General features: G+C 67.5%; 19 protein-coding genes and 1 tRNA gene. 6 read left to right on the forward strand and 14 right to left on the reverse strand.

The features are described 5' to 3' along the window. Positions 1 to 566 precede the first annotated feature (566 nt). Positions 567 to 896, forward strand: coding sequence for a helix-turn-helix transcriptional regulator (locus GXN78_RS07860; RefSeq protein WP_343231017.1), 330 nt, complete (start codon positions 567 to 569; stop codon positions 894 to 896). Between the two features lie 18 nt (positions 897 to 914). On the opposite strand, the gene GXN78_RS07865 is transcribed toward GXN78_RS07860, so the two are convergent. The 8 genes from GXN78_RS07865 to GXN78_RS07900 form a co-directional block, all read right to left on the reverse strand. Continuing rightward, the gene (locus GXN78_RS07865; RefSeq protein WP_106555880.1) at positions 915 to 1,292 is read right to left on the reverse strand and encodes a type I restriction endonuclease subunit M; all 378 of its coding nucleotides are present in this window, start codon (positions 1,290 to 1,292) and stop codon (positions 915 to 917) included. A gap of 550 nt (positions 1,293 to 1,842) precedes the next feature. Next, positions 1,843 to 1,930 (reverse strand) — tRNA-Ser (locus GXN78_RS07870). Between the two features lie 35 nt (positions 1,931 to 1,965). Next, complete coding sequence (locus GXN78_RS07875; RefSeq protein WP_106555881.1) at positions 1,966 to 2,667, reverse strand: TetR/AcrR family transcriptional regulator; 702 nt, start codon at positions 2,665 to 2,667, stop codon at positions 1,966 to 1,968. A 16-nt stretch (positions 2,668 to 2,683) separates the two neighbouring features. Then, on the reverse strand, positions 2,684 to 3,865 hold the full coding sequence (gene hemW / locus GXN78_RS07880; protein ID WP_106555925.1) for a radical SAM family heme chaperone HemW: 1,182 nt from the start codon (positions 3,863 to 3,865) through the stop codon (positions 2,684 to 2,686). Positions 3,866 to 3,945: 80 nt separating this feature from the next. Beyond that, positions 3,946 to 4,545: an RdgB/HAM1 family non-canonical purine NTP pyrophosphatase gene (gene rdgB, locus GXN78_RS07885; protein ID WP_106555882.1), complete on the reverse strand. Its 600-nt coding sequence runs from the start codon at positions 4,543 to 4,545 to the stop codon at positions 3,946 to 3,948. Between the two features lie 16 nt (positions 4,546 to 4,561). Then, positions 4,562 to 5,290 (reverse strand): ribonuclease PH, encoded by a 729-nt coding sequence (gene rph / locus GXN78_RS07890; RefSeq protein ID WP_106555883.1) that lies wholly within the window; start codon positions 5,288 to 5,290, stop codon positions 4,562 to 4,564. 25 nt (positions 5,291 to 5,315) lie between these two features. After that, positions 5,316 to 6,230 carry a PP2C family serine/threonine-protein phosphatase gene (locus tag GXN78_RS07895; protein ID WP_106555884.1) on the reverse strand — a complete coding sequence of 305 codons (915 nt, stop codon included), beginning with the start codon at positions 6,228 to 6,230 and terminating at the stop codon, positions 5,316 to 5,318. After that, the gene (locus GXN78_RS07900; RefSeq protein WP_106555885.1) at positions 6,227 to 7,234 is read right to left on the reverse strand and encodes a serine/threonine-protein kinase; all 1,008 of its coding nucleotides are present in this window, start codon (positions 7,232 to 7,234) and stop codon (positions 6,227 to 6,229) included. The genes GXN78_RS07895 and GXN78_RS07900 overlap by 4 nt, the downstream gene beginning before the upstream one ends. Before the next feature lie 92 nt (positions 7,235 to 7,326). Between GXN78_RS07900 and GXN78_RS07905 the strand changes: the two genes are divergently transcribed. The 4 genes from GXN78_RS07905 to GXN78_RS07920 all read left to right on the forward strand — a co-directional run bounded on the left by GXN78_RS07905 (position 7,327) and on the right by GXN78_RS07920 (position 11,468). Further along, the gene (locus tag GXN78_RS07905) at positions 7,327 to 8,241 is read left to right on the forward strand and encodes a YicC/YloC family endoribonuclease (protein ID WP_106555886.1); all 915 of its coding nucleotides are present in this window, start codon (positions 7,327 to 7,329) and stop codon (positions 8,239 to 8,241) included. A 22-nt stretch (positions 8,242 to 8,263) separates the two neighbouring features. Further along, on the forward strand, positions 8,264 to 8,884 hold the full coding sequence (gmk, locus tag GXN78_RS07910) for a guanylate kinase (RefSeq protein WP_106555887.1): 621 nt from the start codon (positions 8,264 to 8,266) through the stop codon (positions 8,882 to 8,884). A gap of 31 nt (positions 8,885 to 8,915) precedes the next feature. Further along, positions 8,916 to 9,119, forward strand: coding sequence for a DNA-directed RNA polymerase subunit omega (gene rpoZ / locus GXN78_RS07915; RefSeq protein WP_106555888.1), 204 nt, complete (start codon positions 8,916 to 8,918; stop codon positions 9,117 to 9,119). Positions 9,120 to 9,212: 93 nt separating this feature from the next. Further along, entirely contained in the window at positions 9,213 to 11,468 is a 2,256-nt protein-coding gene (locus tag GXN78_RS07920) for a bifunctional (p)ppGpp synthetase/guanosine-3',5'-bis(diphosphate) 3'-pyrophosphohydrolase (protein ID WP_106555889.1), read from the forward strand. 3 nt (positions 11,469 to 11,471) lie between these two features. Here the strand turns inward: GXN78_RS07920 and greB are convergent, their stop codons facing one another. Together greB and GXN78_RS07930 are read right to left on the reverse strand one after the other, a co-directional pair. After that, positions 11,472 to 12,044 (reverse strand): transcription elongation factor GreB, encoded by a 573-nt coding sequence (gene greB / locus GXN78_RS07925; protein ID WP_106555890.1) that lies wholly within the window; start codon positions 12,042 to 12,044, stop codon positions 11,472 to 11,474. Between the two features lie 67 nt (positions 12,045 to 12,111). Further along, positions 12,112 to 12,384, reverse strand: coding sequence for a hypothetical protein (locus GXN78_RS07930; RefSeq protein ID WP_106555891.1), 273 nt, complete (start codon positions 12,382 to 12,384; stop codon positions 12,112 to 12,114). A 330-nt stretch (positions 12,385 to 12,714) separates the two neighbouring features. Between GXN78_RS07930 and GXN78_RS07935 the strand changes: the two genes are divergently transcribed. Next, on the forward strand, positions 12,715 to 13,140 hold the full coding sequence (locus GXN78_RS07935) for a nuclear transport factor 2 family protein (RefSeq protein WP_106555892.1): 426 nt from the start codon (positions 12,715 to 12,717) through the stop codon (positions 13,138 to 13,140). A 62-nt stretch (positions 13,141 to 13,202) separates the two neighbouring features. On the opposite strand, the gene dhaK is transcribed toward GXN78_RS07935, so the two are convergent. From dhaK to GXN78_RS07955, 4 genes are read right to left on the reverse strand one after another with little or no spacing between them, the layout of a single operon-like run. Then, on the reverse strand, positions 13,203 to 14,186 hold the full coding sequence (gene dhaK, locus GXN78_RS07940; RefSeq protein WP_106555893.1) for a dihydroxyacetone kinase subunit DhaK: 984 nt from the start codon (positions 14,184 to 14,186) through the stop codon (positions 13,203 to 13,205). Then, positions 14,183 to 14,815 carry a dihydroxyacetone kinase subunit DhaL gene (dhaL, locus tag GXN78_RS07945; RefSeq protein WP_106555894.1) on the reverse strand — a complete coding sequence of 211 codons (633 nt, stop codon included), beginning with the start codon at positions 14,813 to 14,815 and terminating at the stop codon, positions 14,183 to 14,185. The genes dhaK and dhaL overlap by 4 nt, the downstream gene beginning before the upstream one ends. Next, entirely contained in the window at positions 14,812 to 15,843 is a 1,032-nt protein-coding gene (locus tag GXN78_RS07950; protein ID WP_106555895.1) for an ABC transporter ATP-binding protein, read from the reverse strand. The genes dhaL and GXN78_RS07950 overlap by 4 nt, the downstream gene beginning before the upstream one ends. Then, positions 15,830 to 16,942, reverse strand: coding sequence for an ABC transporter ATP-binding protein (locus GXN78_RS07955; protein WP_106555896.1), 1,113 nt, complete (start codon positions 16,940 to 16,942; stop codon positions 15,830 to 15,832). The genes GXN78_RS07950 and GXN78_RS07955 overlap by 14 nt, the downstream gene beginning before the upstream one ends.

Genomic DNA, 16,942 nt, shown 5'->3' on the forward strand with positions numbered 1-16,942 from the left:
GTGTTGCCATCTTTGCTCAGTAGCTCAACCGGACCTACAACGCCGCCGGGGGAGAACGTCAGTCGTCCACGAACTCTCCAATCCCAGAAACCCTGACGGGTCGCAGCTGAAACACTGCCCCCGAAGCCATCGAGCACAGCGGTGTCGTTGACCAACGAAACGGGCACCACCTCGCGCATGCTCGGCGTCTCGCGTGTCCAAGTCGCCGTGTCCCCCTCGACCTTGACGGCCGCGGGAGCAATGAACGCTGCTTCTGGCGGCCCGGCCAACGACGGGCCACAGGTGAGCGTGCCAGCGTAGTGTCCTGCAGCAGCCGCTTGCACAAACGGCGTGCACACACTCAGCGCACTGCCCAAGAGAACTCGACGGAAGCTGACATTGGCAGTGCTCATTGCGTGCTTGAGAAAGTTCATGAACCCTCTTAATGATGTGTTTGAGTATCCATTTAGGCGACACCAAGTTGCTTGGGCCTCGTCGGCGGGAGCCGCTCGGCTGGAAAACGGCGCAACGCTAATGATATTCAAACACCGTGGCTTCAAATCCATCAAAAACGGACCATGTGTGCAATGGTTGGTCCTCGCGCCGGTAAAACGCCCGGTAGAAGTCTTCGGTTGGTGTTCGCTACAAATGTGCGTATGGCGCGCATTCAGCTGGGCTTGTCGCAGGACCGTCTGGCGCTCGAATCTGGGTTGGACAGGACGTTCATCAGCAGTCTCGAACAAGGGATTCGCAACATTTCCGTCGACAACATCGAAGTGCTGGCCAAGGCCCTCCACATCCCTGCCCACGAGCTCATGAGCCCTCACTTGGCCAAGGAGCGAGGCTTTGATCCGACTGTCCTTCGTGTGCCGCGCACTGCTGTTACTCGTGCTGCCGTGAGGCGGACACGTAGGTAGGCATTCGATCGACATTGCTCAGTACTCCTCGGGCAGTAAGAAGGTTGTGACGCTGCGGTCAGCCTCGGTGATGACCCATATGCGGTCATCTTCGATCGCTATCGGGCCATCTGGCGCCGCGCCCTCGCCGGTCCCTTCGGCTTGATCTTTCTTGATAAGCGGCAACCGGTAGACAGACATGACGCGGGCGCCATGCTTCACGGCTTCGTTGTTGGTTTGGGCATCTTCGGGATCGCACTCGCCCCAGTCGCCGGCAACGTGCATGGCCGCCAGTTCGAGCGGGCTTGTCTCGGTGAGCACCATCAACTCGATGGCGCCTGGCGTCGCCACCAGCCGGCCCAGCTGAAAGAGCGGAGGGCCCTTGGGCTTGAGGAGAACACGGAATAGATAGGTCATAAGAGCTCCAGGAAAGGAAGCGCCCATGCGGCAGCTCGCCTGTGCCCTCTTCGGATGCGCAAGCGATTTGCTACGTGGATGCGGTGGGTCGGAAAGAAAAACAGCCGCAGGTGCTACCGGCAAATCCGGCGCACCTTGCGGCTGCGGCAGCTGCAGGCACGCTGCAGCTGCAGGCGGGCAGCGGCTTGCCTGGCTGGTGCCGGCGTGCTTTACCCGGGTTTAATATACCACAATGCGAAATCAGAACTTTCATGCGATCGCGGGGGCGGCAGCAAGGGGCGGCAAGGCGCTGGGGCCCCGCCGGGGCCCACGGTGAGGCCGCTGGGCGACCGTACCGGCGGGGCTTAGCCCCGGGGCCGCGGGCTGGGAGCGCGGGTGGTTACCGGGCGCGAAGGGGTGCCGGGGCGCTGTTGGGCTTGGGCCAAGGCGCCACCGCCGGAGGGTGCAACGCGGCGCATTGGCGTCCAGCTCCGTGCAAAACAAAAAAAGGGGGTAAAAAGTGGGGTTAGTAGGCAAACAACCCTGAAAACGGCCGTAAAAACGAGCCTATTGGCGGAGAGTGTGAGATTCGAACTCACGGACGGTTGCCCGTCGGCAGTTTTCAAGACTGCTGGTTTAAACCACTCACCCAACTCTCCGGAACGCGCCCGCATTGCACGAGCGCCGAGGGATTTTAGTCGCTGGCGTCCGGTGCCTGGCCGTCGCCTGCCGTGCCCGCGGGCGCAGGCATCCAGCCCCGCAGCACCAGATCGACCACGCCCTCGGCCCAGGCGCGGCGCTCCTCAGGACCAGCCAGCGGCTTGGAGATGAAAAAGCGCACGCCGCCGAAGGCCAGGGTCGAGAGTTGCACCGCCGCCAGCTCGGCATCGGGTACGTGCAACGTGCCGCTGCGATGCGCCTCGCCGAGGTATTCGACCACCGGCGCGAGCACATAGCTGTTCTCGGCGTAGAGCGACTTCGCAAGTTCCGGAAAGCGCACGGCCTCGGCGATCACCAGGCGCAGCAGCGCGAGGGTCTGCGCTTCGGTTGCGCTCAGGTACATGCGCTCGACCAGGTCCAGCAGCACCTGCCTTTCGTCGGCGCCGGAGCGCACCAGTGTGGCTTGCATCGTCTCGCGGGCACTGCTGACGGCGCGATGCACGACCTCGCGGAACAGGGCTTCCTTGTTCTCGAACTGGCGGTAGATCGTGATCTTGGCCACGCCTGCATCGCGCGCGATGGCTTCGATGCTGGTGGCCGCATAGCCGTGCTCGAGAAAGGATTTCAGCGCCGCGCCGAGGAAAGCTTCGCGCAGCGCCACCGCCTGTTCGGGGCTGGGCCGTCCGCGCGAGCGGCGCTTGGTGACTTCTTCTTCCGGCAAGGTTCGGGTCGGCATGGCAGCGCTGATTGTCTCAGCTGTCGGAAAGAAAAATGGCCTGCAGGTCACTCAGGAAGTCGAAGCCGCGGACGGTGGGCCAGACGCGTGCGAGATCGCGCTCGATCAGGCCCTTGCGCTCGGCTTCCTCGAGCCCGCGCTGGATGGCGGTGATGGCCAGGCCGGTGCGCTCGCCGAACTGCGCCAGCGTGAAGCCTTCCTTGAGGCGCAGCGCATTGAGCATGAATTCGAAAGGCAGCTCGGCAATGCCGACCTCGTCGCTCTGCGCGACCGCGCGAGCGGCGAGCGCATTGTCCATGTAGAGGCGCGGCTCGCGAAAGCGCACCTGCCGCACGACGCGATGCGCAAAGCTCAGCTTGCTGTGCGCGCCGGCCCCGATGCCGAGGTAGTCGCCGAACTGCCAGTAGTTGGTGTTGTGGACGCAGTGGTGGCCGGGCCGCGCATAGGCAGAGACCTCGTAGCGCTCCAGGCCGCTTTGCGCCGTACGCTCGGTGATGCGGTCGAGCATGGCGTAGGCCACGTCATCCTCCGGCACCACCGGCGGGAACTTGGCGAAATACGTGTTGGGCTCGATGGTCAGGTGGTAGACCGACAGATGCGGCGGCGCGAGCGCCAGCGCCTGCGTCAGGTCGGCGTCGAGCTCGTCGGGCGTCTGGCCCGGCAGCGCGTACATCAGGTCGAGGTTGAAGGTGTCGAAGGCCTGCGCCGCTTCCTCGACCGCCGCGATGGCCTGGGCACGGTCGTGCACCCGGCCGAGCGCCTTCAAATGCGCGTCGTTGAAGCTCTGCACGCCGACCGACAGCCGGGTGACGCCGGCGGCGCGGTAGCCGCGGAAGCGGTCGCGCTCGAAGGTGCCCGGATTGGCCTCCAGCGTGATCTCGCATTCGGGCGCCAGCCTGAGCCGGGCCCGCAGGTCGCCGAGCAGGCGGTCGATGGAGGCCGGCGAGAACAGGCTGGGGGTGCCGCCGCCGATGAAGACGCTGTGCACGCTGCGGCCCCAGACGAGCGGCAGGGCCGCGTCGAGGTCGGCGATCAGCGCATCCAGGTAGCGCTGCTCGGGCAGCGGCGCCTCGCCGCCATCGCTGCGCCACTCGTGCGAATTGAAGTCGCAATAGGGGCACTTGCGCAGGCACCAGGGCAGATGCACGTAGAGCGAGAGCGGCGGCAACGCCGACAGCTGCAGCGGGCCGGGGCGCATCCAGTGCAGCACGTCGTTCGCCCGCTCCGCGCCGTCGCCGCGCACCTGTGCACGCTCGTCGGCGATCGGGATGGCAAGGCTCACAGCCAGCGCTCCCGCATCAGGGCCAGCATCGCGCGCGCTGCCTGGCCCCGATGGCTGTGGGCGTTCTTCAGCTCGGGCGGCAGTTGGGCGAAGGTCTTGCCGAACTGCGGCAGCCACATCACCGGGTCGAAGCCGAAGCCGTTCTCGCCGATCGGCTCGCGGGTGATCTGGCCGGCGGCGCGGCCGACGGCGATCAGCGGTTCCGGGTCCTCGGGGCTGCGCAGCGCCACCAGCGTGCTGACCAGCGCGGCACGGCGATTGTCGATCCCAGCCATCTGCTCGAGCAGTGCGCGCACGTTGTTGGCGTCGCCCTTCTCGTAGCCGAAGCGCGTGGCGTAGTAGGCGGTGGCCACGCCGGGCAGGCCGCCGAAGGCCTCGACGCAGAGGCCCGCATCGTCGGCGATCGCCGGCAGGCCGGTGGCCGCCGCGGCGTGCCGCGCCTTGGCCAGCGCGTTCTCGACGAAGGTGAAGAAGGGCTCATCTGCCTCGCCGACGCCGAGCTCCGCCTGGCGCACCAGCGCAATGTCGAGCGGCGCAAACAACTGCTGCAGCTCGGCGAGCTTGCCGGCGTTGTTGGAGGCCAGGACCAGCTTCATCGACGTCGTCGCTCCATCAGCCGGCCAGCGCCTGCGCCTGCAGAGCCGTGAGCTCGGCGATGCCCTTCTCGGCCAGCAGCAGCAGCGCATTCATCTCTTCGCGCGAGAAGGCGGCCCCTTCGGCCGTGCCCTGCACTTCCACGAAATGCCCGGCGCCGGTCATCACCACGTTCATGTCGGTGTCGCAGGCGGAATCTTCGACGTACTCGAGGTCGAGCAGCGGCGTGCCTTGCACGATGCCGACGGAAACCGCGGCCACATGGCCCCGGATCGGCGAAGCCGCGAGAGTGCCGGCCGCCAGCAGCGTGTTGACCGCATCCTGCGCCGCGACGAAGGCACCGGTGATGGCCGCGGTGCGGGTACCGCCGTCGGCCTGGAGCACGTCGCAGTCGAGGTGGATGGTGCGCTCGCCGAGGGCAGCCAGGTCGAAGACGGCGCGCATCGAGCGGCCGATGAGACGCTGGATCTCCTGCGTGCGGCCGCTCTGCTTGCCGCGTGCGGCCTCGCGGTCGCTGCGCGTGTGGGTGGCGCGCGGGAGCATGCCGTACTCGGCCGTGACCCAGCCCTCGCCGCTGCCGCGCTTGTGCGGCGGCACCTTCTCCTCGACCGAGGCGGTGCAGAGCACGCGCGTCTGCCCGAACTCGATCAGCACCGAGCCCTCGGCATGGATGGTGAAGCCGCGCGTGATGCGAACGGGACGCAGCTGGTCGGCGGCACGGTCGCCGCTTCGTACGAAAACTGTCATGTCAACCCAAGAAAAAGAAGAAGGATCAGGACTTGCGCGCGGCAGAGGAGCGCTTGATGGCTTCGTTGATCTCGGCGATCGAGCGCTCGATGGCGTCCTCGTCGAGGTCGTCGAGCTCGCTGTCGGAGGGCATGCCCGCCTGGATGGTGGAGGCGAAGACGCCATCGCTGATGCTGTCGGTGGACACGCCGCGGGTCTGGCCCGGCGCGTCCGGCGTTTCCCATTCGAGCGCGATCAGCGTCACGTTGTCGCTGTGGGTGCCGCCGTTGCGCAAGGCCATCTCGGCGAGATCGGGCGCGGCGTCCGACACCGGCTTGCCGGAGGACAGCGTGCGCACGATCAGGCTCTCGTCCAGCACGCTCCACAGGCCGTCGGAGCACAGCATGATGCGATCGCCGCGCTGCAGCTGCAGCGGGGGGGAGATGTCGAACAGGGGCGTGGTGGGCGAGCCGAGGCAGGTCAGCAGCAGGTTGCGGTTGACGACGTCCGCGCCCGTCGCGCCGCCGGGCCGCGGCCGCTCGGCATGCGAATGGTCGCGCGTGCGCATCAGCATCTCGCCGTCGCGAATCACGTAAAGCCGGGAGTCGCCGCAATGGATCCAGGTCGCAGTGGTGCCTTGCAGGACAGCCGCCACCACCGTCGTGCGGGGCGTATCGAGCATGCCCTTGTTGCCGGCGTAGCGCATGATCTGCTGGTGTGCGGCCATCACGGACGCCGTGAGGAAGGCCTTCACATCCTTCACCACCGGCCGCGCCTCGCGCTGATAGAGCGCCGCAATGGTCTGCAGCGCCAGCTGGGCGGCCACCTCGCCTTCGGGATGCCCACCCATGCCGTCGGCCAGCACGAAAAGGCCCGACTCGCGCGTGTAGCAGTAGCCCATGCGGTCTTCGTTCTTGAGACGACCGCCCTTGCGGCTGACTTGGAAGACGGAGAATTTCATGCCGGTCGCGTTGTCGGAGCCGCCGCTTTGGGTAGGCCTTTTTTCTCGAAAGAGCGCATGTTGTCGATCGACAGCCGCACCTTCTCGCTCACGGTGAGCTTGGTGTAGCGGCGCTCGCCCTCGCGGCTGAGCTCCTTCTGGAGCGCGAAGACGGACTGCGGGCGCGACAGCGGGTCGAGCGACATGCACCACTCGACCACCTCGATCAGGTTGTCGGAATAGATGCCGCGCAGGCGCGACAGCGACAGGCCGAGCCGGTCTTTCTCGATGCGCTGAGGCGCGTCGTTGGGGGGATAGCCCTGCATGCAGGCGTAGATGCAGGCGCCGATGGCGTAGATGTCGGTCCACGGGCCCATCGACGAATCGCGGCGGTACATCTCGGGAGCCGCGAAGCCGGGCGTGTACATCGGGCGGATGAAGTTGCCTTCCTTGGAGAGCACTTCGCGCGCGGCGCCGAAGTCGATCATCACCGCGCGGTCGTCATCGGTCACGAAGATGTTTGCGGGCTTGATGTCCAGGTGCAGCATCTTGTGCTGGTGCACGATGCGCAGCCCGCGCAGGATCTCGTCGAACAGCGAGCGGATGGTGGATTCGCGGAAGACCTTCTGCTTCTTGAGGTCGCGCGCAGTCACGATGAAGTCCTGCAGGGTGGCGCCCTCCAGGTAGTTCATGACCATGTAGACGGTCTCGTTCTCCCGGAAGAAGTTGAGCACGCTGACCACCGACGCATGCGAGATCTGAGCGAGCGAGCGCCCTTCTTCGAAGAAGCTCTTGAGCCCCAGGCGATAGAGCGATAGCTTCTCGGGTGGCACCTGGGGGCAGAGTTCGCCGGTGCCGCGCGTGGCCAGCGAGGAGGGAAGGTATTCCTTGATCGCGACCTGCTGACCGCTGTGGTCGACGGCAAGATAAACCACACCGAATCCACCAGCGGAGATGCGACGCACGACGCGATAACCGCCAATGACCGTGTCGGGCAGCAAGGGCGAAGGTTTGACCTTTGACATAATCCGGGAGTTTCGCCCGAAGGCGGAGGTGCGGCAAGCGAAGGCGGTGCCGTTGTCTCGGGGCGTGCACACCAATTCAAGAGCGAGGCGCGATGCCAGTTTACAGCATGACCGGCTATGCCAGCGGCCAGAGCGCCGCGGGCAGCGGTCACCCGGATGCCGAGCCGCGAACCGTCGGCGCGGGCCGGCTCGGAGTCGAGATCCGCTCGGTCAACAGCCGCTTTCTCGACCTCACATTCAAGCTCCCCGAAGAGCTGCGCCAGCACGAGCCCGTGCTGCGGGAGCTGCTGACCGGGCAGCTCAAGCGCGGCAAGGTCGAGCTGCGCGCTGCGATCGAGAGCGGCGCCGCGGGCGGCATCGGCGAGCCCTCGACCAAGCTGCTGCAACGGCTCAACGGGCTGCAGGACAGCATCCGCGCCTGGCTGCCCACGGCCCGCGAGCTCAGCGTGGCCGACGTACTGCGCCTGGCGGCCGGCGACACCAGCGCCAGGAGCGACTGGGGCCCAGAACTTTCCGAGTTGGCGGCAAAGACGCTCAAGGGCTTGATGACCTCGCGCGAACGCGAAGGCGCACGCCTGGCCAAGATGCTGCAGGACCACCTGGCCCAGCTGCGCGCCCTGGTGGCGCAGGCGCTGCCGCTGGTCCCCCAGTTGGTCGAGCAGCAGCGCAACCGCTTCCTCGAACGCTGGCAGGAAGCACTGGGCGCGAGCGGCGGCACCCCGCCGGAGGCGGCGCAGGACCGCGCGCTGGCCGAAGCCACCGCCTTCGCGATCCGCATCGATGTCGCGGAAGAGCTCACGCGCCTGGGCTCGCACCTAGACGAGATCGAGCGGCTGGTCAAGAAGGGCGGCGAGATCGGCAAGCGGCTCGACTTCCTGATCCAGGAACTGCATCGCGAAGCCAACACGCTGGGCTCCAAGTCGGCGACGCTCGAGCTCACCCGCATCGGCGTGGACATGAAGGTGCTCATCGAACAGATGCGCGAGCAGGTGCAGAACATCGAATAACAGGGAAACAGGGAACGCGCGAATGGATTACCCCGGCAATATCTTCGTGGTGGCCGCGCCGAGCGGCGCCGGCAAGTCGAGCCTGGTCAAGGCCTTGATGGAGCTCGACTCCGCGGTCCAGCCCTCGGTGTCGCATACCACGCGCCCGCCGCGCGGCCAGGAGAAGCACGGCCGCGAATACTTCTTCGTTCCCCATGCGGAATTCGACGCGATGGTCGCCGCCGACGCCTTCGTCGAATGGGCGCATGTGCATGGACAGCGCTACGGCACCTCGAAGAAGGCCATCGAGGACCGCATCGCCAAGGGCGCGGACGTCATCCTGGAGATCGATTTCCAGGGCGCGATCCAGATCCGCAAGACCTTCGCCAACGCGGTGACGATCTTCATCCTGCCGCCGAGCTGGGAAGAACTGCGATCCCGGCTCGAACGGCGCGGCGAGGACAGCGCAGAGGTCATCGAGCTGCGGCTGCAGAACGCCGCGGAAGAGATGGCACGCGCCAACGAATTCGACTTCGTTATAATCAACGAGTTATTTGAGCGCGCACTTTTCGACCTGAAGGCGATTGTCCACGCTCAGCGGCTCCGGTACTCCGCACAGCGCCGGGCGCGGGCCGACACCTTCGCCGCGCTGAACATTCCCTGACCCCTCCCCGCCTGTAAGCCGAAAGACCACCATGGCCCGTATCACCGTCGAAGATTGCCTGCAAAAGATCCCGAACCGCTTCGAGCTCGTGCTGGCCGCCACCTATCGTGCGCGCATGCTGAGCCAGGGCCACGCACCGAAGATCGAGAGCAAGAACAAGCCGGGCGTCACGGCTCTGCGCGAGATCGCGGAAGGCAAGATCGGCCTCGAAATGCTCAAGAAGGTCCCCGGTTGAGCTGACGCACACCTGCAACAAAGAAGCACCGCGACGCGGTGCTTTTTTGTTGCACAAACACATCGAGCCAGCCGCCAAGCTAAAGTGACAAGCATGAGCGCGGTTGTCAAGTCCCAGTCCGGTGCCCCCAAAGGCACGCCCCGGCCGAGTCCGGCGGCGCTGAACGCGGCTGCCGCCAGCTTCGCCGCGCTGACGGATCGCCTCGACTACCTGAGCGCCGAGGATGTGGAGCAGGTGCGCCGCGCCTACCGCTTCGCCGACGAGGCCCACCTGGGCCAGTTGCGCAACAGCGGCGAGCCCTACATCACCCACCCGATCGCAGTGGCCGCGCAGTGCGCGGAGTGGAAGCTCGACGCGCAGGCGCTGATGGCTGCCCTGCTGCACGATGCGATCGAGGATTGCGGCGTCACCAAATCGGAGCTGATCGAGCGCTTCGGCGCCCCGGTGGCGGAACTGGTCGATGGCCTCACCAAGCTGGACAAGCTGCGCTTCAACACGCGCGAGGAGAACCAGGCCGAGTCCTTTCGCAAGATGCTGCTGGCGATGGCGCGCGACGTGCGCGTCATCCTGGTCAAGCTGGCGGACCGCACGCACAACATGCGCACGCTCGAGGACGCGCCGCGCGAGAAATGGGCCCGCATCTCGCGCGAAACCCTCGAGATCTACGCACCGATCGCGCATCGGCTCGGGCTCAACCAGACTTACCGCGAACTGCAGGACCTGTCCTTCCGCCACCTGCGGCCCTGGCGCTACGCGATTCTCGCGAAGGCCGTCGCCAAGGCCCGCGGCCGGCGCCGCGACCTGATCCAGAAGGTACAGCAGGAACTGGAAATCGCCTTCGCCGGGGCCGGCATGAGCGTGCGCATCGCGGGCCGCGAGAAGACGCTCTACTCCATCTACCGCAAGATGGAAGAAAAACACCTGAGCTTCGCCCAGGTGACCGACATCTACGGCTTCCGGCTGATCGTGCCGACAGTGATCGCCTGCTACACCGGGCTGGGCATCCTGCACCAGATGTACAAGCCCCTGCCGGGCAAGTTCAAGGACCACATCGCGATCGCCAAGCTCAACGGATATCAGTCGCTGCACACCACGCTGGTGGGGCCGGCCGGCGTGAGCGTCGAGTTCCAGCTGCGCACCGAGGCAATGCACGTGGTCGCCGAGTCCGGCGTGGCCGCCCACTGGCTCTACAAGGCGGCCGAGCCGAGCGCGGCAACCGGCGACCGCCTGGGCACCAAGTGGCTGCAGTCCCTGCTCGACATCCAGGACGAGACGCGCGACGCCGCCGAGTTCTGGGACCACGTCAAAGTCGACCTCTTCCCCGACGCGGTCTACGTCTTCACGCCCAAGAGCCAGATCCTGGCGCTGCCGCGCGGCGCGACGGTGGTCGATTTCGCCTATGCCATCCACAGCAACATCGGCGATCACACCTCGGCTGCGCGCATCAACGGCGACCAGGTCCCGCTGCGCACCGAGCTCAAGAACGGCGATGTGGTGGAGGTCATCACGGCACCGGTCTCGACGCCCAACCCGGCCTGGCTGGGCTTCGTGCGCACCGGCCGCGCGCGCTCGAAGATCCGCCACTACCTCAAGACCCTCGCGCATGCCGAGTCGGAAGGCCTGGGCGAAAAGCTGCTGGCGCAGGCGCTGCGCGCCGAGGGCCTCGGCAACCTGCCGGAAGACAACGAGGAGCACCAGCAGATCTGGGAGAAGCTGCTGCGCTTCACCGGGAACCGCAGCCGCTCCGAATTGCTGACCGACATCGGCCTGGGCAAGCGGATCGCGACCATCGTTGCCAAGCGGCTGATGGCGCTGCTGGCGGAACGCGGCGAGAAGCCCGATGCGCTGATGCTGAGCCGCGAGCGCTTCACCGCGCACGAGGCCGTCTCGCAAGGTGCCGTCACGCTGGACGGCAGCGAGAACTCCTCGGTACGCTTCGCGCTGTGCTGCCGACCCATTCCCGACGACCCGATCGTGGGCTACCTCGGCCACGGCGAAGGCCTGGTGGTGCACACCGACGCTTGCGGCGTCGGCCAGCGCCTGCGGCACAAGGACAGCGAACGCTTCTTCGCCGTCGAATGGGCGGACGAACCGGTGCGGCCCTTCGAGACCGGCGTCGTGATCACCGTGCGCAACGACAAGGGCGTGCTGGCACGCGTCGCCGCCACGCTGGCGGATGCCGAAGCCGACATCACCCACGTGGAGATGGCCGATGAGACGCCGCAGGACTCCACCGACCTGCGCTTCGTGATCGCGGTGCGCGACCGCACCCACCTCGAGGCCGTGCTGCGGGCGGCGCGGCGCACCCCCTCAGTACTTGCCGCCGCGCGGACCGTTCCGGCGCCCTGAGCGTCAGCCCGCCGCGGGCGACGGCGGCGGATAGCTCACCGACAACACCTCGATCTCGTGCACGCCCCCGGGCGTCGCCAGCTTGACCACGTCGCCTTCGCGCGCCTTGAGCAGGGCCCTGGCGATCGGGGAGATCCAGCTCACCTGGCCCTGTGCGCTCTCGGCCTCGTCGATGCCCATGATGGTCAGCTCACGCTCGTCGCCGGTCTCGTCTGCGTAGCGGACGGTGGCACCGAAGAAGATCTGGTCGCGGCCATGGTGGACCGAGGGGTCCGTCACCTCGGCCACTTCGAGCCGTTTGGTCAGGAAGCGGATGCGCCGGTCGATCTCGCGCAAGCGCTTCTTGCCGTAGAGATAGTCGCCGTTCTCGGACCGGTCGCCGTTCTTGGCCGCCCAGTGAACGGCCTCGACCACCTTGGGCCGCTCGACGTCCATCAATTCGAGCAGCTCGTCGCGAAGACGCGCATAGCCCTGCGGCGTGATGTAGTTCTTGCCCCCGGCGGGCAGCGGTGGAATGCCGGCGGCGCCGTCATCGTCGTCGTCCGCATCGTTCTCTTTGGTGAATGCCTTGCTCATGGCCTGAAGCTGAGTTCCCACAAGAGCACAACATTACACGAGTTGATAAAACGACCATCGCGAGTCCTCACTGCACGAACATCAGCACCAGCCGCTGCGCATCGTTCTCGGCATCGCCCAGCGCATCGTCGACCGTCGCGCGCAGCTCGGTGCAAACATGGACGACGCGCTCCTGGGAGGCCTCGCGGATCTTCACCACCCCCGACCAGCCGCGCGGATGCCGCTGGCAGTCCAACAGCATGGTCTGGCCGTGCGCCTGTGCGAAGACGGACAGGCGCTGGCGCCGTCTCGGGGACCGGCGCCAGATGCGGATGCAGGAGCTCAACAGGGTAGTGAACATGAGGAGCCTCGGATGGAAGGCGGGTCAGGTCATTGAACGCCCGCACGGCGGCGCGCGGAAGTGGCGGAAGTCACGCCACGCGTCCGGAATGCACGGAAGCGGGCAAAGCGTGCAAAAGAGCACGGCCTTCAGTGGCCTGCCTGCGACATATCCACCTGCGCGCGTCGGCCGGCGTGCAAGCGAGTAGGCAGCGCGGCGGCATCTGTCCAAAGGCCGATTGCGGATTCCGCCGAAGCCGGCGCAAGATGCGCGGATCCTCAGTCGCTGGCGGCCGCAGGGCGACGCGGTCCGCTTTTCCGTGGAAGAAGAACCGTAGAACCGGAGGCACTCATGACCGAAGAAGAGAGCAACAACGTGGCGCTGCTCAAGAAGGGCTATGCGTTCTGGAACCAGTCCAAGGCCGACTGCGAGGGCGTCTCCTGCTGGATGGCGCTGCTCTCGGACGACGTGCAGTGGCGCTCGCTGGCCGCAGGCGCTGCCGGCATGGAATTCACCCGGGCCTGCCGCTCGAAGGACGAAGTGCAGAACTATTTCCAGGAGCTGGGCAAGGACTGGGAACTGCTCAGCTACAACGCGGACGAATTCATCGCCCAGGGCGATCGCGTCGTGATGCTGGGCAGCTGCGAATGGAAGCACCGCGGCACCGGCAAGATCATGAGGTCGCCCAAGGCCGACGTGCATCGCCTTCGCAACGGCAAGGTCGTGGACTTCATGGAGTTCTACGACACCATCGCCGCGCAGGCTGCGACAACGTAGAGGCTGCGCCGGTACGGCATTGCGCGAACCGGCTTTCGTGCGCCCGTGCGGTCGAACGCCGCTTACCAGCGCAGCGCCGCCGTATGCACCGGGGCATCCCACAGCGCCAACAGGTCGTCGTCCAGCAAGGTCACGGTCAGCGAGGCTCCGGCCATCTCCAGCGAAGTGGTGTAGTTGCCCACCAGCGAGCGCACCGGCGCCAGCCCCTCGGCCTTCAGGCGCCGGTTGGCCGCGTGGTGCAGGAGGTAGAGCTCCATCAGGGGCGTGCCGCCGAAGCCGTTGACGTGCAGCAGCAGCTGCCGGCCGCGCTGCGGCTTCAGGTCGCCCAGGATCGCGTCCAGCAGCGTGCGCACGATCTCGTCGGCCGGCATGTGGACCGCGCGCCGGCGGCCCGGCTCGCCGTGGATGCCGACGCCGATCTCGATCTCGTCGGGCCCGATGTCGAAGGTGGGCCGCCCCGCCGCCGGCACCGTACAGCTGGTGAAGGCCACGCCCATCGAGGCGGTCGCCGCGTTCACGCGGTCGCCCAGCGCCTTGCACTCGGCCAGCGCCGCGCCCTGCTCGGCCAGCGCACCGACCATCTTCTCGACCACCAGCGTGCCCGCCACGCCGCGGCGGCCAGTGGTGTGGGTGGAGTTCTCGACCGCCACGTCGTCGTTGACCAGCACGGTGGCGTTCTCCGTCTCCAGCATCTCGGCCGCCATCTGGAAGTTCATGCCGTCGCCGGCGTAGTTCTTGACGATGAAGAGCACGCCCCGGCCCGTGTCGGCCGCGGCCGCTGCGGCCAACATCTGGTCGGGCGTGGGACTGGTGAAGACCTGACCCGGGCAGGCCGCGTCGAGCATGCCGCGGCCGACGAAGCCGGCATGCAGCGGCTCGTGGCCCGAGCCGCCGCCGGAGATCAGCGCCACCTTGTTCGGGGCACGCTCGCGCCGGGCAACGAAGGTGGGCTCGAACTCGACACGCAACAGCTGCGGGTGCGCCTCGATCAGGCCGCTCAGGGACTCGCGCAGCATCGAATCCACCTCGTTGACGAACTTCTTCATGCCGGCTCCTTGAGGGTGTCGCAGACCGCGGCGATGGCGACCTCGCAGGTCTTCGATCCGGGGTCGATGTGCCCGATGGCGCGTTCGCCGAGGAAGGAGGCACGCCCCTTGGTGGCGGTCATGTCGCGTGTGGCGAGCATGTTGCGATGCGCCTCGGCCGCGAGCTGCCCGCACAGCGCGGGCAGCGGCGCGCCCTGCTCGGCCAGGCGCTGCAGCAGCCGCGACACCGGGATCAGCACGTCGAGCATGGTCTTCTCGCCCAGGTCGGCCTTGCCGCGGCTCTTGATGGCCTCGACGCCGACGGCGAAGGCGGCGGCGAACTGCACCCGGTCGGGCTCGGCGATGCCGGCCAGGCTCTTGCCCATCGCGATGAAGAAGCTCGAGATGAGGGGCCCCGAGGCGCCGCCGATGGTGGACAGCAATTTCATGCCGATCTTGCCGAAGGCCTCGCCCGGCGGCAGCGGCGCGATCTCGCCGCGCAGGCCCATCAGCACCTCACAGCCGCGCCGCACGTTGATGAAGTGATCGCCGTCGCCGATGGCGCGGTCCAGCGACTCGATCTGGCTCTCGTTGGCGAGGATGGCCGCCTGCACGGCCTCCACCGCCTCGATGATGTGTTGCGTCTTCATAGGCCTCCCGGATGTGCTGCGCCCGCCAGGCGGCGACCGGCAGCGTCGAAGAAAAGACAGCGCTCGGCCGGAAAGCCGAAGCGCGCCGGCGATCCCGGCGCGAGCGGCTGGTCGAGCATCACGCGCGCGTGCACCTCGACGCCCTGCCGCTCGGCCACCAGCTGGTGCTTCACCAGCGAACACTCGATGACGCGGAAGCCCGCGGCCTCGCCCTCGGGCGACAGCCGCACGTCCTCCGGCCGGATCGCCACATGTGCGGTGCCGGCAGGCATACGGCCCTCGAACCACTGCGCCGGCAGCACGTTGATGGCCGGCGAGCCCAGGCGCTGCGCCACCGGCAAGGTACGCGGATCGCCGTAGACCTCGAGCGGCGTGCCGAGCTGCTGCAGCACGCCGCGCTCGAGGATGCCGATGCGATCGGCCATGGTGGTGGCCTCCACGTGGTCGTGGGTCACGTAGATCACGGTGGCGCCGGTGCTGCGCTGGAGCCGGCGCAGCTCGACGCGCAGCTCCTCGCGCAGCTGGGCGTCGAGCGAGGACAGCGGCTCGTCCATCAGGAACACGCGCGGCCGGCGCACCAGTGCGCGGCCGATCGCCACGCGCTGCATCTCGCCGCCCGAGAGCTCGGTGGCGCGGCGCGCGAGCTTGGCCTCGATGTGCAGCAGGGCCGCCACCTCCTCCACGCGGCGCCTGACCTCGGCCGGTTCGCTGCGCCGCAGGGGCGATCGCAGGGGAAAGGCGAGGTTGTCGAACACGCTCAGGTGCGGGTAGAGCGAATACTGCTGGAAGACGAAGGCGCAGTCGCGGCTTGCAGGGAGACTGTCGGTGACGTCCCGGCCGTCCATGCGGATGCACCCGGCGTCAGGCCGCTCCAGGCCGGCGACGAGGCGCAGCGTGGTGGTCTTGCCCGCGCCGCTCGGGCCCAGCAGCACCAGGAATTCGCCGTCGGCGACGTGCAGGCTCAGCTCGCTCACGGCCTTGACCTCGCCGAAGGCGCGGCTCACACCACTCAGTTCAATGCTGGCCATGGCACGGTCCCTCAGCGTGTTGGCGCTTGTCGGCGCTGGCGAGCAGCTGCTCGGTGGCGGCGTCGAACAGCACCACGCGCGCGGTGTCGAAGGCCACGGCGACGCGCTCCCCCGGCACCGGGCGCTGCGATTTGTGGACCACCGCCTTCAGCGTGCCGGCCGCGGTGGCGAGCTCGGCGATCCAGTGCGAGCCGAAATACTCGACGTGGCGCACCTCGGCGGCCAACCCCTCCCCCTGCGCGCCCATGCGCACATGCTCCGGCCGCACGCCGAGCACGGCGGCGGCCGCATCGGCCTGGGTGCGCGGCACCGCCACGCGCACGCCGGCCAGCGACACCGCTACGTCTCCTGCACGCACCGCGCCGGCGACGGGCAGGAAGTTCATCGGCGGCCGGCCGATGAAGCGCGCCACGAACATGCAGCTCGGCGCGTTGTAGATGCCGCCCGGCGTGTCGGACTGCAGGATCTCGCCGCGGTCCATCACCACGATGTGATCGGCCAGCGCCATCGCCTCGTTCTGGTCGTGGGTGACGAAGACGGTGGTGGTGGCGAGGCGTGCGTGCAGCTTGCGCAGCTCCACGCACATCAGCTCGCGGAACTCGGCATCGAGCGTGCCCAGCGGCTCGTCCATCAGGAAGGCCTGGGGCTGGCGCACGATGGCGCGGCCCAGCGCGACGCGCTGCCGGTCGCCGCCCGAGAGCCCGCCCACGCGCGCGCCCAGCAGGTGCTCGATGCGCAGGATGGCGGCCACGTCGGCCACGCGGCGGTCGATCTCGGCGCGCGGGAGTCCTTCGTTGCGCAGGGGGAACTCGAGGTTGCCGCGCACGCCCAGGTGCGGGTAGAGCGCGAAGAGCTGGAACACCATCGCGATGTCGCGTTCGCGCGGGCGCAGGTAGGTCACGTCCTGGCCGGCCAGCGTGATGGAGCCGGAGGTCGGGAACTCGAGGCCCGCGAGCATGCGCAGCGTGGTCGTCTTGCCGCAGCCCGAGGGGCCGAGCAGGACGACGAACTTGCCGTCTTCCAGCGTCAGCGTGGAGTCGCGCACGGCGACGAAGTCGCTGAAGCGCTTGTGCAGGTGGCGGATGCGGATCTCGGCCAT

Source organism: Variovorax sp. WS11 (assembly GCF_010499245.1).
Lineage (GTDB): Bacteria > Pseudomonadota > Gammaproteobacteria > Burkholderiales > Burkholderiaceae_C > Variovorax.

Bases quoted from the DNA above. Each gene is read 5' to 3' on its own strand.
- GXN78_RS07900 (WP_106555885.1), bottom strand. From the start codon at position 7,234: ATGTCAAAGGTCAAACCTTCGCCCTTGCTGCCCGACACGGTCATTGGC.
- GXN78_RS07860 (WP_343231017.1), top strand. From the start codon at position 567: ATGGTTGGTCCTCGCGCCGGTAAAACGCCCGGTAGAAGTCTTCGGTTG.
- rpoZ (WP_106555888.1), top strand. From the start codon at position 8,916: ATGGCCCGTATCACCGTCGAAGATTGCCTGCAAAAGATCCCGAACCGC.
- GXN78_RS07895 (WP_106555884.1), bottom strand. From the start codon at position 6,230: ATGAAATTCTCCGTCTTCCAAGTCAGCCGCAAGGGCGGTCGTCTCAAG.
- GXN78_RS07950 (WP_106555895.1), bottom strand. From the start codon at position 15,843: ATGGCCAGCATTGAACTGAGTGGTGTGAGCCGCGCCTTCGGCGAGGTC.
- rdgB (WP_106555882.1), bottom strand. From the start codon at position 4,545: ATGAAGCTGGTCCTGGCCTCCAACAACGCCGGCAAGCTCGCCGAGCTG.
- GXN78_RS07935 (WP_106555892.1), top strand. From the start codon at position 12,715: ATGACCGAAGAAGAGAGCAACAACGTGGCGCTGCTCAAGAAGGGCTAT.
- gmk (WP_106555887.1), top strand. From the start codon at position 8,264: ATGGATTACCCCGGCAATATCTTCGTGGTGGCCGCGCCGAGCGGCGCC.
- dhaL (WP_106555894.1), bottom strand. From the start codon at position 14,815: ATGAAGACGCAACACATCATCGAGGCGGTGGAGGCCGTGCAGGCGGCC.
- GXN78_RS07865 (WP_106555880.1), bottom strand. From the start codon at position 1,292: ATGACCTATCTATTCCGTGTTCTCCTCAAGCCCAAGGGCCCTCCGCTC.
- hemW (WP_106555925.1), bottom strand. From the start codon at position 3,865: ATGCGCCCCGGCCCGCTGCAGCTGTCGGCGTTGCCGCCGCTCTCGCTC.
- dhaK (WP_106555893.1), bottom strand. From the start codon at position 14,186: ATGAAGAAGTTCGTCAACGAGGTGGATTCGATGCTGCGCGAGTCCCTG.
- greB (WP_106555890.1), bottom strand. From the start codon at position 12,044: ATGAGCAAGGCATTCACCAAAGAGAACGATGCGGACGACGACGATGAC.
- GXN78_RS07905 (WP_106555886.1), top strand. From the start codon at position 7,327: ATGCCAGTTTACAGCATGACCGGCTATGCCAGCGGCCAGAGCGCCGCG.
- GXN78_RS07875 (WP_106555881.1), bottom strand. From the start codon at position 2,667: ATGCCGACCCGAACCTTGCCGGAAGAAGAAGTCACCAAGCGCCGCTCG.
- GXN78_RS07955 (WP_106555896.1), bottom strand. From the start codon at position 16,942: ATGGCCGAGATCCGCATCCGCCACCTGCACAAGCGCTTCAGCGACTTC.
- GXN78_RS07920 (WP_106555889.1), top strand. From the start codon at position 9,213: ATGAGCGCGGTTGTCAAGTCCCAGTCCGGTGCCCCCAAAGGCACGCCC.
- rph (WP_106555883.1), bottom strand. From the start codon at position 5,290: ATGACAGTTTTCGTACGAAGCGGCGACCGTGCCGCCGACCAGCTGCGT.
- GXN78_RS07930 (WP_106555891.1), bottom strand. From the start codon at position 12,384: ATGTTCACTACCCTGTTGAGCTCCTGCATCCGCATCTGGCGCCGGTCC.